The organism is Burkholderia sp. FERM BP-3421 (genome assembly GCF_028657905.1).
In the GTDB taxonomy this organism is placed as follows: Bacteria; Pseudomonadota; Gammaproteobacteria; order Burkholderiales; family Burkholderiaceae; genus Burkholderia.
Genome location: NZ_CP117779.1, coordinates 74095 through 88473, shown reverse-complemented (window position 1 = coordinate 88473; position 14379 = coordinate 74095). Strand labels below are relative to the sequence as shown.

The window sequence follows — 14379 nt, the reverse complement described above, 5'->3', positions numbered from 1 at the left end:
GGCCGCGACCCTTGATCGACCGTCGAAGCGCCGCCAGAAAACCCAACATCACCTGTAGACTCACCAGTTCGGGTGATAGATATACTTATGTCAAATAAAATTTGTGGCGACCTCAATAACATGACCGCAGACGGCAATTCCGTGTCGATCAGTCCAATCTCCTACCGCAACGCGCTGCTGTTGACTGATGAGCCTTCGCGCAGCATGGCCCTCAACCAGTCCGCTCCGGGGGAAACGATCTACGACAAGTCGTGGCTCGCCGCCAGCTTTCGGATGCGCCAGCTCCGCAGAGTGAAGAGATCGGACCATGGGCCGCGAATTGCCGCGGCCGTTTCGAATGTCGTGTTCCGAACGGCGCTTATTGGGCTCCAGCTAGTCTGTGCTGCGGCACTACTAGCCGGCCAGGCACAGGCTGCAAACACCACTCCCAGCGGCACCCCAGCGCTCGAGGTAATCGCCCCGAACGGCATTCGCAGCATCCTCATGGGTAGCCTCCACGTGGCGTCGCCAAGCTTGCACCAACCAGACCCGCGCGTACTGGAGCAGTTCCAGCAGGTGGTCGTGGAACACCGCGTCGCCTCTGAGGTTCGGGATATTGCCGCCCAGCTCGAGTCCGCCCAGCCCGCGTGGATCAAGGAACTAAGACCTATCCACATTGCAAAGCTCCGCGAACATCTCAAGTGCCGGTTTCCTGACTTGGATAGTGAGTCGGTAACCTTGGGGCTCGTCGTCGTCCTAGCGCAGGCAACCCCAGGAATGGCAAATGAACTCGCCTACGCAACCTGTGACAGCACCGGATACCATTCTCGTGACGACATCGTCCTGTCGACCGCAGAAAAGCTTGGTCTCCCACTGCGCTACTTGGAAACTGAGCAAGAAATTGCACGGAGTCGCGCGCAGCTGGCCACCGGAGATATTCGTCAAAGCTTTGATTTTGCGTTTTCGCCGGAGGCTACACGCCTCAAGGATCGTGTCATTGGGGCCCTGAACCGCGGTGACTACCCCGAAGTCGCAGCAGCAACGGAGCTGTCCGTCGAACTAGCCGGCGGCAACAAGCAGTTGACTCACGGAATAATGGTCCGAGACCGGAATAGTCTTTGGATGAAATCCTTACCGGACCTGCTAGAAGCTCAACGTTCCTTTGTCCTCGTTGGGGCCTCGCATTTGCCCGGCTCGGACGGCTTGGTCGCGCTGCTCCGCGCGCGCGGTTTCACGATCAACGCGATTGAGCTTCCTACTGGTAGCGGCCGTTAAATGTCCCGGCGCGTGCGCCACGCGCCAATGGACCGGCCCCTCTCCCACGCTTCGATCGCGTGAGTGCTGAGGACGTCGTGCGCGGTGCGTCCGGCCCGCTCGCCGTCGCAGTGGTGGTCGGTCAAACGCGATGCCGCGGCGACACTTGCAGACCTCTAACGGTATAAGCGCGAGCCGCGGCTGGACAACGACGCCTGAGGTGACGAAATCACGTCTCACGCTCCCCGCCAGCGCAGTGCCCGCCCCCTTAAAAGCGCGCAGCGCGACGCCGCAGGCCTCTGCAGCTCGAAAGCACCGCTTGCCGACGCCCAGCTCCCACCTGACTTTGCCCGGTTTCCCTACCCGGAACTCCGCGCGCCCGGAGAGTCCCGTGACCCAATCTAGTCTGCCTCGCTGCGGGCTCCGCCCACCAAGAAGATCTCGCGGGGGCGTCCGGCCATCCAATTCGGTGCCCGGCCACGCCCAACCCACGTCTGGCCTGTTGCTGGATTCCGATACTTCGGCATTTGCCCGCCGCGACGATCGTCCAGGCGACCTCTGACTGTCCACGTCGCGCATATCTGCTCGGGCTCGATCCCGTACTTTGCGATCAGTGCCCGGATCTCGACTAGAGCCTCCGCAATCTCCCGGTGCTTGACCGACTCGGCTTCGCGGACGAGTTGCTCGAGCTGCTCTTTCAGCTCTTCGTAGGTAGCCATGTAAATTCTCCCTCCACAACTTACTGCACCATCGAGCCTCACATCTGCCGGTGAGCTCGCGAACTGCGCATGGTCGCCGATCTATCTGACCCTCTATCGGCAACCCAGTGTAAAAAAACGGTCCCACCTGCGGACCGCAAGACCGCCAGACTTTCGGCAGGCACTCTGATATTGCAGACCCAACCAGCGCGCGAGTCGGGTACGGCGCTCCGGACACCTTCGAAGCCTATGCTAGGGGGAGGCGGCGGGCGCAGCGTCAGGGACGGCCGCGACCAGGCGAGCCGTTTCCCGATTCTGGATGCCCGGACAGCGCGCGGCGTGCAGCCAGCCCAAAGCAGTCGAGGACCCAGGCCCATCTCAGGATCGCCTCGCCCTTCGCCTATCAAAAGATAAATGCCCCGCCCGGTTCGCGTTTCGTCTTATCCGCTAACGGAATCTTTGGGGAAGCGGCACCGGCCAAAACTTCCGACTCAATCCACTTCTCATATCTTGATTTTTGCCTTTGCATTTGCCAAAACATTCAAACAAATATTTATGTTCAATGCGCACAATTTCGCCTGCATAAATGAATCGCACCCGCTTCAATTCGAGCTCGATTGCAATTCGACAAATCCCGCATAAGTGAGCAGTCACCTAGCCAGCGACCAACCAGCCAGGGAATTCACGCCTCCCAGCATGCGAGCGACCTCGCCATCAGCCGTCCCTGCGCCCCCCAGGCAATTCACAATTTCTGCTCGCCATTTCGAATTATTTACACCAACAACATCAAAACAAAACATTGTGATAGAGTTCGATCAAGCGATTTGCTGGATAGCTTTCTATCTGCCGCTTTCATTCGTTAAGCGAATTGATTTCGTGAAGCGACACGAACAGCGTCACCATCATTTCGTAAAGGACAGCTTTAGGAGGTCGGTAAGCTAAGGATTGTTCGAAACTCAGCTATCAATCGATATCGGTCCCGATTACCAAGCCGATGCTTCGCGCGGCGCACAACCACTGGAATATTTATCGCTCAGCGAGGATCGCCAGTCAAATGACGAATATTGGAGCGCGACATCAACCGAAATGATACGGGCCATGTAACACGATAGGCCGAGAGCCAACTTGGGCGCGAATCGCCTTTCCGAACGCGCATGAGTTGCGGGGCATCGGCGCTCACCAACACCAACGCGGACACCGACCTCCGGCCGCCAACGTCATGAAAGTTGATCTCAACGAAACCCTGACCACGTCCCCGCCCCTGTTGACAGTCGGTGACGCAGAAGCGATCGCCTGGGATGTCTACGGATTGAGGGCGCGCGCCACCGTTTTGAGCGGAGAACGGGATCAGAATTTCCGGTTGCTTCTCGACGATGGAGTCGGATACGTACTGAAGGCTGCGCACCCAGCCGAAGCACCCGGCGTCCTGGATTTCCAGACCTGCGCGCAGCTCCACATCGAACGTGTAGCCCCGGCCGTGCCCGTGCCGCGGCTCATCCCCACCCTCGCAGGTGACCACATTCACTGGCACGGCGACGCTCCGGCCGAACGGCGCGCCATTCGGCTGGTGTCCCTGTTGCCTGGTCTGTTGTTGCGCGATGTGCCCCGCACCACGCGCGTGCGTCGTGCACTCGGTGCCACACTGGCACGTTTCGATCTCGCGCTGGCGGGCTTTACGCATCCTCAAGCCAAACACGTGCTGCAATGGGATCTGCAGCACGCTCATCGTTTGCGCGGGTTGCTGGAGTTTATCGACGACGACAGTCAGCGCTCCCTCGCCGCCGCCCATATGGACCACTTCGAGCGCCATGTGCTGCCGCGACTCGGCGTATTGCGCCGACAGGTCATTCACAACGATCTGAACGCGTACAACGTCATGGTCGACGCGCATCGTCATGAGCAGATCACCGGCATCTTCGACTTCGGCGATCTCGTGGAGGCGCCGCTCGTGCAGGATCTCGCCGTCGCGTGCGCCTATCAGCTCGCCGATGCCGCTAATCCGCTCGAGACCGCAGCGGAATGCGTATCCGCCTATCATGGGGTTTGCCCGCTCATGTCCAATGAGATCGCCTTGCTGCCCGACCTCATCGCGGCGCGCCTGCTCGTGACGGTCGCCATTACCGGCTGGCGAGCGCGCCAGTACCCGGACAATCGCGCCTACATCCTGCGCAACAACCCGCTTTCCTGGAATGGACTCCGTCGCCTGTCCGGGCTTGATCCGGACTTCGCGGCCGACACAATGCACCGTGCCTGCCAGCCCCACCTGGCACAAACGGAGCAGCCCAATTGAGCCTCGACAAATCCATGCTGAATGCGTTCGACCCTTCGTCCGACAACACCAGATGGCACCAGGACCGCGACCTCGTCGAGCGCCGGCATCACGTTCTCGGCCCTGCGTACCGGCTTTTCTACGAGAAGCCGCTGCATATCGTTCGTGGTGAGGGCGTCTGGCTCTACGGTCATGACGGGACGCGCTATCTTGACGCGTACAACAACGTCGCTTCGGTCGGTCATTGTCATCGCCACGTGGTCGACGCCATCACGCGGCAGGCCGCGACCCTCAATACGCACACGCGCTATTTGCACGAAGGGATCGTCCGCTATGCGGAACGGCTGGTCGCGACGTTTCCCGATGAACTGTCGCAGGCCATCTTTACGTGCAGCGGCAGCGAGGCGAATGACCTCGCGTTGCGTATAGCAAGCCGTCATACCGAAGGAACCGGCGTCATCGTCACGAAGCTCGCCTACCACGGCGTGACCGCGACGGTCGCCGCCGCTTCTCCTTCGCTCGGCGACGGGGTGCCGCTGAGTGGCGGCGTACGCACCGTCGCAGCGCCTGACGGCTATCGCAACTTGTCCAGCGACGTCGCAGATCAATTCGCCCACGGCGTGCGCGCAGCGATAGCCGACATGCGTCGACACGGCATCCGCCCAGCCGCCTTGCTGGTCGACACGGTATTTTCAAGTGACGGCGTCTACACGACGCCCGCCGGGTTTCTCGCCCCCGCCGTCGCGGCGATTCGCGAAGCAGGCGGCCTGTTCATCGCGGACGAGGTGCAGGCGGGGTTCGCTCGCACCGGCTCTCAGATGTGGGGCTTTCAGCGGCACGATGTCGTGCCTGATCTCGTCACGATGGGCAAGCCGATGGGCAACGGCCACCCGATCGCGGGACTCGTCGCGAAACCGACATTGCTCGCCGCCTTCGGCCGCGAGGCGCGCTACTTCAACACCTTCGGTGGAAATCCGGTGTCCTGTGCGGCCGCCGCCGCCACGCTCGACGTCATCGAACAGGAAGGCTTGCAGGCGAACGCAAACGCAATCGGCACGTATCTGCGCGAGGGCTTCAGGCAACTTGGCGAGCGTCACGCGCTGATCGGCGACATACGCGGAGATGGCCTGTTCATCGGCGTCGAGCTCGTCAACGACCGCCGCGAGAAGACGCCTGCCCCGCAGGCGACTGCTCGCTTCGTCAACGCCATGCGCGATCGAGGCGTACTGCTCAGTGCCACGGGCACTCATGGCAATGTGATCAAGTTACGGCCGCCTCTTTGCTTCAGCCGGGCCAACGCGGAATTGCTGTTGCAAACAGCCGATGAGGCTTTGGAGGCGTTGCAGCCGACCTCGGCGGTCTAGTCAGCGGCTGGATCTCGCGCCGACCAGGTGCACGATTCGAGCTACGGCGTGCGGGTAGGCATCACCCTCAGGGCACGCGCGCCTCCGCGAGTATCGGCGCCCGCCTCGCCCGATCAAATGCACGCGCCAGACGGGTGACGCCGGCATCGATCCGGTCTATCGGCACACCGCCGTAACCCAGCACGACGGCTGGCGCCGCTGCAGCCGCCGCGCGCGAAACGAAATGCGGCATCCCAAGCACGATGCCCTCGGACATCGCCTCGGATGCCAGTTGCGCGGCGGAAACGGGCACGCGAAGGCGGGAGAATACGTGCAGTCCCGCGCGCGCCTGGGACGGTTCGATAGCGCCGCCTAGTTCCCGGTGCAAGGCCGCCCTGAGCGCCTGTTGCCGGCGTGCGTATTCCTCGCGCATCCGTCGAATGTGCTGTACGAGATGCCCATCCGCGATGAAATCGGCGAGCGCGGCCTGCTGATGCAACATGCCTGGGCGGTAGATCTCGGCGCATGCGTGCGAGAACGCCCGCGCGACATGCGGCGGTACCACCATATACGCCACGCGCATGCCAGGATAGGTCGCCTTGCTGAACGTGCCCATGTAGATGACGTTCGCGGTATCGTCCAGGCCCTGTAAGGACGGGATCGGCATCCCGTCATAGCGGAACTCGCTGTCGTAGTCGTCCTCGATGATCCAGACCCCGCGTCGGCTCGCGGCGCGCAACAGTTCGATGCGCCGGACGAGTGGCATCACGACGCCTGTCGGATACTGATGGGACGGACTGGTGACAACCAGACGCAAGCGCTTCGGAACGCGGCTCGATTCGAGATCGAGGCCGGCCTCATCGAGCTGCCCCGCCGCCACGCGCAGTCCCGACGCGGCAAGGACTGAAGGGAATGCCCAGTGGCACGGATCCTCGACCATGGCGCTATCGCCGATATCCGCCAGCATGCGAGCGCAGAGGTCGATCGATTGATGCGTGCCCGAGGTGACGATGACCTGCTCGGCCGTACAAACCACCGATCGCGCAATGCGCAGATAGCTCGCGATTGCTTCCCTCAACGGAAGAAAGCCCGCGCCCTCGCGCGAATAGCCCGCCAGAGACAGGTCCGACTTGTTCAGGTGGCGTGTGACCAGGCGTCGCCAGACGTGAAAAGGGAACCATTCCGCGTCGGCGACACCCGGTACGAATGCCCCGCCAGGCTGGCTAATCCCCCCGCGCCCACGCGCGAGTGTTCCGCCGCGTCGTGACAGCAACGGCGAGCGATCGGTGTTTGACGCTCTTGCCGCGTCAGCCCCGGGGCGGATCCCGATATCCGCAATGAAGGTTCCGCTGCCGCTCACGGTCAGCACATAACTCTCGGCGGCGAGTCGCTCGTATACCAGCGAAACCGTGATGCGGGAAATTCCAAGCTCCACAGCAAGCGCGCGCGTCGACGGCAATTTCTGTCCTGCCGTCAGTATGCGATCCAGGATCCCCCGCCGAATGAGGTCATAGAGTTGACGCTGCAACGAGTGGCCCGATTCCCTCGATAGATTTTGAATCAATAGATCCGATAGCAACACGTCGCGCATCCAAACCGGCCTTATAAAGTGGTCGATTATGGCTATATAGCCTATAGCCATCCGTCGCTATCATGCCTGAACGCTAAATTGATTGGGGCGGATTTTACAGGATCGCCACTGCATAGTGCATCGCAGCAGTGCAATTCAAGATTCATCGATGGCGATTGATTCGAATAATTTCACTATCGCAAACAAAATGAATTACTGTTTTTGCATTTTTAAGCTAGGTCGGCGCGGCTTGGCCGACGTCACCTCGATCGACATAGCAACCATCTTGTTGGCGTAGCGCCACCCCACTGGCGTTGCGCTTGCAGTTCCGCCTGCTCAATGCTTGGCCCTCGGATGTGGGCGGTTTCGCCGTGCAGACTTCTGCACGGCTTTTTTATTAGCGCGCTTCTCGCGCCCCGGTTGGCAGGTTCGCCCTGGCTACCCCCAGCCAGCGAACGACTTTTCAGCAGAGGTCTCTATGACGATTTCCGATCGCCTCATCGTTGATCGAATGGACTGGAATTTACTACGAACCTACCGGGTGATTGTGCAGGAGCAAAGCGTCAGCCGGGCTGCGCTGCGCCTGAACCTGACGCAATCCGCCATCAGCGCGGCACTTCGGCGACTCGAGGACACCGTTGGTCACACGCTCGTTCATCGCCAAGGCGGGCAGTTCAATCCGACGGAGACCGGGCGCAAGATCTTCGATATTTCCAACCACCTCTACGACAATATTTCACAGGTGGACGCAGCATCAACAACCGACGCGAGCGTCGGCGACGCGGTGACAGGCACGATCCGCCTCCTATGTGTCGGGCAGTTCGACTATCCGCCCTATGACGACTTCCTGTCGGACTTTCGTCAAAGCTATCCTCACGCGACCATCATCGTAGAAATCACGTCCCCCGAGCAAATCGCGTCCGCGGTAACGCAAAAGCTCGCGACCTGCGGCATCACGTATGGCGAGACCATGCACGATGGACTCGACCAGCTCCAGCTCATGCGTGAACGTTACTCGCTGTATTGCGGTCGTCGCCATACGCTTTTCGGCCGTACCGGCCTGACTCCCGCCGACATTCAATATGCCGATCTGGCCGCCCTTTCCAGCCCCTCGAACTACAACCGACTGCGAACGTTCGACTTACTCCGCAAGCAATTTGGACTGGACGGAAAGGTCATTGCCCGCTCCGAGAGTATCGACGAAATCAAGCGCCTCGTGATTGCCGGCTATGGCATCGCTTGTCTCCCGGATCACCACACATCAACAGAAATACACAGTGGCCGACTCTGGGAATTATCAATTGACGCCGAGCAACCAGATCTTGCGGTACACTTGATATGGAATAATAAAAAGCGCATGAATTCCGCAGAAAAAGCATTTATCGAGAGTCTGAAACATAGAATTCAGAATCGGATTCATCCCACCCACCAAATGGGCGCCGAGGCGAGCGGTCATCATCAAGAATCATAATGAAAGGGCGAGACATAATTGCAAGCTTCCGGGGCGTCGACAAGACCTATGATGGAAAATCGCATGTCGTTAAGCGGCTCGACCTCGATGTCTACCGCGGCGAATTCCTGACCTTGCTGGGACCGTCCGGCTCGGGAAAGACGACCTGCCTGATGATGCTTGCCGGCTTCGAGGCGCCGACCGGCGGAGAAATCTGGCTGGACAACGTGTTGATCAATACCGTCTCGCCTCAGAAGCGCGACATAGGCGTTGTTTTTCAGAACTACGCGCTGTTCCCGCATTTGACCGTCGAGCAGAATATTCAATATCCGCTCACGGTACGCCGGATCGCGCGGGACGAACGCGCGCAGCGAGTGCACGAAGCGCTAAAGATGGTTCGCATGGAGGGGCTCGGCAAACGCTACCCTGCACAGCTTTCCGGCGGGCAGCAACAGCGGGTGGCGCTCGCGCGCGCGCTGGTGTTCACCCCCAGGCTAGTGCTGATGGACGAGCCGCTCGGCGCACTCGACAAGCAGCTGCGCGAGAAAATGCAGTACGAGCTGAAATCGCTGCACGACGCGCTTGGCATCACCTTCATCTATGTGACGCACGATCAGGGCGAGGCGCTCACGATGTCGGATCGCGTCGCGGTATTCGAAGCCGGACGCGTCCAACAGCTCGATACGGTCGAGCACCTGTATGAAGCGCCATCCAGTCCGTTTGTGGCCTCATTCATCGGCGACAACAACCCGCTCGCTGGAACCGTGGTCGGCCTCGACGACCGCTTCTGTACGCTGCGGCTGAGCGACGGCAGTGAAATGCGCGGCGTCAAGGCCGGCGATCTGCGCGTGGGTGCGCCGGCGACGGCGCTCATTCGCCCAGAGCGCCTGCGGCTCGCGAATGGCCGCCGCGACGGCGTCGCGAATAGGGTCAACGGTGAAATCCAGCGGCTATCGTATTTTGGAGACCACGTTCGCCTCTACTTCTCCTTGGCGGATCAGCGCGAATTGTTCGTCAAGGTGCCACTCGGCACGCCGACGCCGGGGCCACTGACGCCAGGGTCAAGGCTCTGGCTCGAGTTCGATGCCGAGCACCTGCGCGTATTCGTTTGATGCTTCCCAACCCAGCCTCATCCCTTCCATCGTTTACCCAATGGGTCTATCCATGAAACAGCAGGACATCCTTCGCTCGGTGGTGCTCGGCGCGGCGAGTATCCTTTCGACGTTCGCCATCTCAACTAGCGCCCATGCCGCCGAGTTGACCGTCGTAAATTTCGGCGGCACGAACGGCGCCGCGCAGGAAGCGGCCTTCAACCGGCCCTTCGCCACGCAAACCGGGACCAAGGTGAGCGCGGTCGCCTACAACGGCGAACAGGCCAAGATCAAGGCCATGGTCGAGGCGAAACACGTCGACTGGGACGTCGTTGCGGTGGAGTCCGGCGACATCGGCCGCGGCTGCGATGAAGGCCTTTACGAAAAACTCGACTGGTCCAAACTCTTCAAGAAGAGCGATCTGATTCCGGAAGCCCAGCAAGCGTGTGGCGTCGGCATCTTCGTGTGGTCGACCGCGCTCGCCTACGACGCAAACCGCCTGAAGACGGCTCCGACAGGCTGGGCTGACTTCTGGGACGTCAAGCGCTTCCCGGGCAAGCGCTCGATGCGCAAGGGCGCGCGCGGCAATCTGGAATTCGCGCTGATGGCGGACGGTGTCGCCCCGAAGGACGTCTACAAGGTCCTTGAAACCAAGGCGGGCCAGGACCGGGCGTTCAAGAAGCTCGATGCGCTCAAACCGTACATCCAATGGTGGGAGGCGGGCGCGCAAGCGCCGCAGTTCCTGGTAGCGGGCGACGTGGTGATGACGTCCGCGTTCAACGGCCGCATCGATGCCGCTCAACGCGAGGGCAAAAATCTGAAGGTCGTCTGGAACGGCAGCATCTACGACCTCGATTACTGGGCCATTCCGAAGGGCGCGCCTAATAAGGCACTGGCAGAGAAGTTCATCGCATACACCGTCTCCCCGGGACCGCAACAGGATTTTGCGAAGCGCATTGCCTATGGTCCCGTCAATCTCGCGGCACTCAAATCGCTCGATCCGGCGCTGCTCGCGAAACTGCCAAATTCACCGGCCAACGGCAAACAAGCGGTCTTGCAGAACCTCGCGTTTTGGACGGACCACGGCGACGAACTCGAAGAGCGTTTCGCCGACTGGGCCTCCAGGTAACCAGGCATCTCGGCCGCGCCGTCGCGAATCGACGGCGGCCGAATCGACGCCGTCGACTCAACAAGGCAGAAGATGGACAGCATGATCGACGCGGCGACGGCCCAGACCTCCCCGCAGCGCGCGGGCACTCGGCTGAAACGCGACCTCGCCGTCGCGAAGGCGAAGCAGCACGCCATTGCGGTACTGCTGATCGCGCCGCTCGCCCTCTTCCTGCTGGGTGTGTTTGTCATCCCGATCGGTGCGCTGCTCGTCCGCGCGATTCAGAATCCCGAGATTTCGACTGCGTTGCCGGGCACCGTCGCCGCGTTGCGCAACTGGGACGCGCGCACGCCTCCCGATGACGCTGCTTACGCGGCGCTCGCGAACGACTTGACTGCCGCTGGCACCGACGAAACGACGGGCGCACTCGCGCGACGGTTGAATAGCGAAATACCCGGCTTTCGCTCGCTGGTGATGAAAACCGCCCGCGCGATGCCGCTGCGCGACGATGAAACTCGTCCGCTGCCGGCCGCCCGCATCAAGGCCGCACTGAACGAACTCGACGGCCGATGGTCCGACGTGCGCTACTGGCAGGCGATCGCGAGGAATGGTCACGCGTACTCGCCGTTCTATGTCCTCGCGGCGCTCGATTTCAGGCAGGACGCCAGCGGCCACGTCGTGTCGAGCGATCCGGACCAGCGCATTTATCGCTCGGTGTTCGCGCGCACGTTCCTGATCGCGGCGGTCGTCACGGCCCTGTGCCTGGCGCTGGGCTACCCCCTCGCCTACTGGATCTCGATACTGCCCGCGCGGCGGGCAAATCTCGCCATGATCCTGGTGTTGATCCCGTTCTGGACTTCGATACTCGTGCGCGTTGCGGCGTGGATCGTGATTCTGCAAAACGAGGGATTGCTCAACCGATTGCTGATCGACCTGGGGCTCGTTCATGCCCCGCTACCGCTTCTGTTCAACCGCGTGGGCGTCTACATCTCGATGACGCACATCATGCTGCCGTTCATGATCCTGCCGCTGTACAGCGTGATGCGAACCGTTCCGCCAAGCTATCAGCGGGCCGCGATTTCCCTGGGCAGCCATCCGTTCGCCGCGTTCTGGCGCGTTTACGTCCCGCAGACCTACGCGGGCATCGGCGCGGGTTCGCTGCTGGTGTTCATCGTGACGCTCGGCTACTACATCACACCCGCATTGCTCGGTGGCCCCGGCGACCAGATGGTCAGCTACTACGTCGCCTACTTCACGAACATCACCATCAACTGGGGAATGGCCTGCGCGCTCGGCGGCTTGCTGTTGGTTGCGACTTTGCTGCTATACGCGGTTTACGGACGCTTTGCCCGCACCCACCTGAACATCCGATAGCAGGACAACACGCGACCATGAAACCAACCTCAATTCCGCGGTTCGCCCCACATCTATCGCTGAGCGAACGCATCGGATACGTCGCGCTACGCATGCTCGTCGCGTTGGCCCTGCTATATCTAGTCCTACCGGTGCTGGCCATCGTGCCGCTGTCGTTCTCGTCCAGCACCTTCCTCGTCTATCCGATTCCTGACGTCTCTCTGCGCTGGTACGAGACCCTGTTCGCCTCCGACGCTTGGCGATCGGCCGCTGTCAACAGCTTCATCGTCGCGCCGATCGCAACGCTCATTGCCACGACGCTGGGTACGCTCGCGGCGGTCGGCCTGTCGAAGACGGCCTTTCGCGGCAAGTCCTTCCTGCTGGCCGTGCTGCTGTCGCCGATGATCGTGCCCGTTGTGATCGTGGGCGTCGGCATGTATCTGTTTTTTGCGCCGCTCGGGCTGGCTGGCACCTACACCGGGCTCATCTGTGCCCATGCGGCGCTGGGAACACCCTTCGTCGTGACCACCGTGCTGGCCACCCTGCAAGGCATCGATCCAAATCTTGCACGCGCGAGCCTGTCGCTGGGCGCAAACCCGCTGACGACCTTCTTTCGCGTGACTCTGCCTCTAATCGCGCCGGGCGTGATGGCGGGCGCGCTGTTCGCTTTCGCGACCTCATTCGACGAAGTCGTCGTGACGTTGTTTCTCGCCGGTGCCGACCAGACGACGCTGCCACGGCAGATGTTTGCGGGCATTCGCGAAAACATCAATCCAACCATCGCCGCGCTCGCCACGATCCTGATCGTTCTGTCGACCGGGCTCCTGCTCGTGCTGGAATGGCTGCGCGGCCGGTCCGCTGGTCGCGCGACGTATATCCGATGAGACGCACTGTCACCCTCGGGTGTCGTTCGTCAGCCAAAGTTCGAGCGCGGCTTTATCGTTCGCGCGTTGCCGTGACGAAGTCGCCTTTGCAATGAAGTGGCTTTCGCCCGACTCCAGGCCGATTGGCTAGCCGCACCTCAACCCGAACTGCCATAACAGGAGCAAGTGAAATGAGGTTTGATCTGCCATTCAACGAGGGATACCTGTCTCTTGGACAGCTATGGAAAGGCGACTTCACCCTACAAGGCGTAGGTTCACCAGCCGCGCGCGATCTCGCCGCATCGATCGCGCGAGATCACTGCGGCATTGAAGCCAAGCAACACAAAAACTGGATCATCCCATGCCAATGCGGGCTCGCTCTTTTTGCCCGGCTTGACCGCCTTAGAAGCGAATGTCCGAACACCACCAGTAGCTAAAAAATGACGAAGACTTACCACCCTGCTGGCTGGACCTACCACTACGATGTCGATGGACGCGCTTATGTGGTATCCGATCTCGGAGAGCTCGTGCCAGTAGTGAACAAGGTCGAATCGCCTAGCAGAATCGTCTTTCGACTACTTCTAGCAAGCCAGGGGTCGGATGCACTCGCGTTTCTCGATGAGCGCCGTGGGCTCATCCGAAAACTTGAGCAAAGCCTCAGCATCGCACGCGACGAGCGGATGCTGTGTCAGCGGCTCATGGCCCAAGTACGCCAAGGGATCTGATACGCGCCCATACGTCTCATTTCGACCGGGCACGGGCGGCTTGATGCTGAAGTGATTCGAAGCCCCGGCTCAGCCTGCCGCACCAACAACACAGAAGATACTCGGGGTTTGTCTCGAGGGGAATCAACGGAGTCATGCCACCCTGTCTCGCAACGGCACATTCGAATAGACGAAGCCCGGCACCCAGCCGGGCATTTTTCTAGGGCGGAGTCTGCGCAGGCGGTTCTCAGATCTTCGCTGGGGCCGGCGCGCCGCTGGCCGTCTTGGTCTGGCCCGCGAGCACCGCCAGCGCCGCGGGCGGCACGAACAGCTCCTCATGGTTGACCAGCCACACGTGGCCGTTACCGTTGGCCAGCGGCTGCACCGCCACGATGGCACCGGCACGGACGTGGTACGCGGACGGACCGTTGACCGCCCCGACTACTTCTATCGTGACGAACGGCTCGAACAAGCCCGCCACCTGGGCCAGATCGAGGGGTGTGGTGAGCGTTACCACCTGTCCGGCAGCGGTGCGTCCATTCCGCCGGATCTCAACGTGTCCGGCGTGGGCTGGCGAGGCGCGCAAGGCGACAACATGGTCAGGAGTCATGGCGGCGGTCGGGTAGCCGTCGGCGGATTGCACCGGAATCTGGAAGAGTGCCATAAGGTGTCTCCTAGCATAGGGACGAGCGTGCAG

The 14379-nt window shown here is 61.2% G+C and carries 13 protein-coding genes; 10 read left to right on the top strand and 3 right to left on the bottom strand.

Features of this window, described 5'->3' with window-relative positions; genetic code table 11:
- Positions 1–87 precede the first annotated feature (87 nt).
- Positions 88–1254: a TraB/GumN family protein gene (locus Bsp3421_RS00320; protein ID WP_273995106.1), complete on the top strand. Its 1167-nt coding sequence runs from the start codon at positions 88–90 to the stop codon at positions 1252–1254.
- 380 nt (positions 1255–1634) lie between these two features.
- Here the strand turns inward: Bsp3421_RS00320 and Bsp3421_RS00315 are convergent, their stop codons facing one another.
- Positions 1635–1952 (bottom strand): H-NS histone family protein, encoded by a 318-nt coding sequence (locus Bsp3421_RS00315; RefSeq protein WP_273995105.1) that lies wholly within the window; start codon positions 1950–1952, stop codon positions 1635–1637.
- 1198 nt (positions 1953–3150) lie between these two features.
- Between Bsp3421_RS00315 and Bsp3421_RS00310 the strand changes: the two genes are divergently transcribed.
- Both Bsp3421_RS00310 and Bsp3421_RS00305 read left to right on the top strand, forming a co-directional pair.
- Positions 3151–4221: a phosphotransferase gene (locus tag Bsp3421_RS00310; RefSeq protein ID WP_273995104.1), complete on the top strand. Its 1071-nt coding sequence runs from the start codon at positions 3151–3153 to the stop codon at positions 4219–4221.
- Positions 4218–5564, top strand: a complete 1347-nt coding sequence (locus Bsp3421_RS00305) for an aspartate aminotransferase family protein (RefSeq protein ID WP_273995102.1) — start codon at positions 4218–4220, stop codon at positions 5562–5564. The genes Bsp3421_RS00310 and Bsp3421_RS00305 overlap by 4 nt, the downstream gene beginning before the upstream one ends.
- 67 nt (positions 5565–5631) lie before the next feature.
- On the opposite strand, the gene pdxR is transcribed toward Bsp3421_RS00305, so the two are convergent.
- A complete protein-coding gene (gene pdxR / locus Bsp3421_RS00300; RefSeq protein WP_273995101.1) occupies positions 5632–7134 on the bottom strand; it encodes a MocR-like pyridoxine biosynthesis transcription factor PdxR in 1503 nt (500 codons plus the stop codon).
- A 457-nt stretch (positions 7135–7591) separates the two neighbouring features.
- Between pdxR and Bsp3421_RS00295 the strand changes: the two genes are divergently transcribed.
- The 7 genes from Bsp3421_RS00295 to Bsp3421_RS00265 all read left to right on the top strand — a co-directional run bounded on the left by Bsp3421_RS00295 (position 7592) and on the right by Bsp3421_RS00265 (position 13703).
- Positions 7592–8584 (top strand): LysR family transcriptional regulator, encoded by a 993-nt coding sequence (locus Bsp3421_RS00295; protein ID WP_273995100.1) that lies wholly within the window; start codon positions 7592–7594, stop codon positions 8582–8584.
- Positions 8584–9675 carry an ABC transporter ATP-binding protein gene (locus tag Bsp3421_RS00290; protein WP_273995099.1) on the top strand — a complete coding sequence of 364 codons (1092 nt, stop codon included), beginning with the start codon at positions 8584–8586 and terminating at the stop codon, positions 9673–9675. The genes Bsp3421_RS00295 and Bsp3421_RS00290 overlap by 1 nt, the downstream gene beginning before the upstream one ends.
- Positions 9676–9727: 52 nt before the next feature.
- Positions 9728–10783, top strand: coding sequence for an ABC transporter substrate-binding protein (locus Bsp3421_RS00285; RefSeq protein WP_273995097.1), 1056 nt, complete (start codon positions 9728–9730; stop codon positions 10781–10783).
- Positions 10784–10864: 81 nt separating this feature from the next.
- On the top strand, positions 10865–12136 hold the full coding sequence (locus tag Bsp3421_RS00280) for an ABC transporter permease (RefSeq protein ID WP_443111407.1): 1272 nt from the start codon (positions 10865–10867) through the stop codon (positions 12134–12136).
- Positions 12137–12153: 17 nt separating this feature from the next.
- Entirely contained in the window at positions 12154–12999 is an 846-nt protein-coding gene (locus Bsp3421_RS00275; protein ID WP_273995094.1) for an ABC transporter permease, read from the top strand.
- A 170-nt stretch (positions 13000–13169) separates the two neighbouring features.
- Positions 13170–13415, top strand: coding sequence for a hypothetical protein (locus Bsp3421_RS00270; protein ID WP_273995093.1), 246 nt, complete (start codon positions 13170–13172; stop codon positions 13413–13415).
- Between the two features lie 3 nt (positions 13416–13418).
- Positions 13419–13703 carry a hypothetical protein gene (locus tag Bsp3421_RS00265; protein WP_273995091.1) on the top strand — a complete coding sequence of 95 codons (285 nt, stop codon included), beginning with the start codon at positions 13419–13421 and terminating at the stop codon, positions 13701–13703.
- A 226-nt stretch (positions 13704–13929) separates the two neighbouring features.
- On the opposite strand, the gene Bsp3421_RS00260 is transcribed toward Bsp3421_RS00265, so the two are convergent.
- The gene (locus Bsp3421_RS00260; RefSeq protein ID WP_273995089.1) at positions 13930–14346 is read right to left on the bottom strand and encodes a hypothetical protein; all 417 of its coding nucleotides are present in this window, start codon (positions 14344–14346) and stop codon (positions 13930–13932) included.
- Between the last annotated feature and the right edge of the window lie 33 nt (positions 14347–14379).

What these genes read in the sequence shown, in the direction of transcription:
- Bsp3421_RS00320 (WP_273995106.1), top strand. Translation starts at nt 88, where the DNA reads ATGTCAAATAAAATTTGTGGCGACCTCAATAACATGACCGCAGACGGC.
- Bsp3421_RS00315 (WP_273995105.1), bottom strand. Translation starts at nt 1,952, where the DNA reads ATGGCTACCTACGAAGAGCTGAAAGAGCAGCTCGAGCAACTCGTCCGC.
- Bsp3421_RS00310 (WP_273995104.1), top strand. Translation starts at nt 3,151, where the DNA reads ATGAAAGTTGATCTCAACGAAACCCTGACCACGTCCCCGCCCCTGTTG.
- pdxR (WP_273995101.1), bottom strand. Translation starts at nt 7,134, where the DNA reads ATGCGCGACGTGTTGCTATCGGATCTATTGATTCAAAATCTATCGAGG.
- Bsp3421_RS00295 (WP_273995100.1), top strand. Translation starts at nt 7,592, where the DNA reads ATGACGATTTCCGATCGCCTCATCGTTGATCGAATGGACTGGAATTTA.
- Bsp3421_RS00290 (WP_273995099.1), top strand. Translation starts at nt 8,584, where the DNA reads ATGAAAGGGCGAGACATAATTGCAAGCTTCCGGGGCGTCGACAAGACC.
- Bsp3421_RS00285 (WP_273995097.1), top strand. Translation starts at nt 9,728, where the DNA reads ATGAAACAGCAGGACATCCTTCGCTCGGTGGTGCTCGGCGCGGCGAGT.
- Bsp3421_RS00280 (WP_443111407.1), top strand. Translation starts at nt 10,865, where the DNA reads ATGATCGACGCGGCGACGGCCCAGACCTCCCCGCAGCGCGCGGGCACT.
- Bsp3421_RS00275 (WP_273995094.1), top strand. Translation starts at nt 12,154, where the DNA reads ATGAAACCAACCTCAATTCCGCGGTTCGCCCCACATCTATCGCTGAGC.
- Bsp3421_RS00270 (WP_273995093.1), top strand. Translation starts at nt 13,170, where the DNA reads ATGAGGTTTGATCTGCCATTCAACGAGGGATACCTGTCTCTTGGACAG.
- Bsp3421_RS00265 (WP_273995091.1), top strand. Translation starts at nt 13,419, where the DNA reads ATGACGAAGACTTACCACCCTGCTGGCTGGACCTACCACTACGATGTC.
- Bsp3421_RS00260 (WP_273995089.1), bottom strand. Translation starts at nt 14,346, where the DNA reads ATGGCACTCTTCCAGATTCCGGTGCAATCCGCCGACGGCTACCCGACC.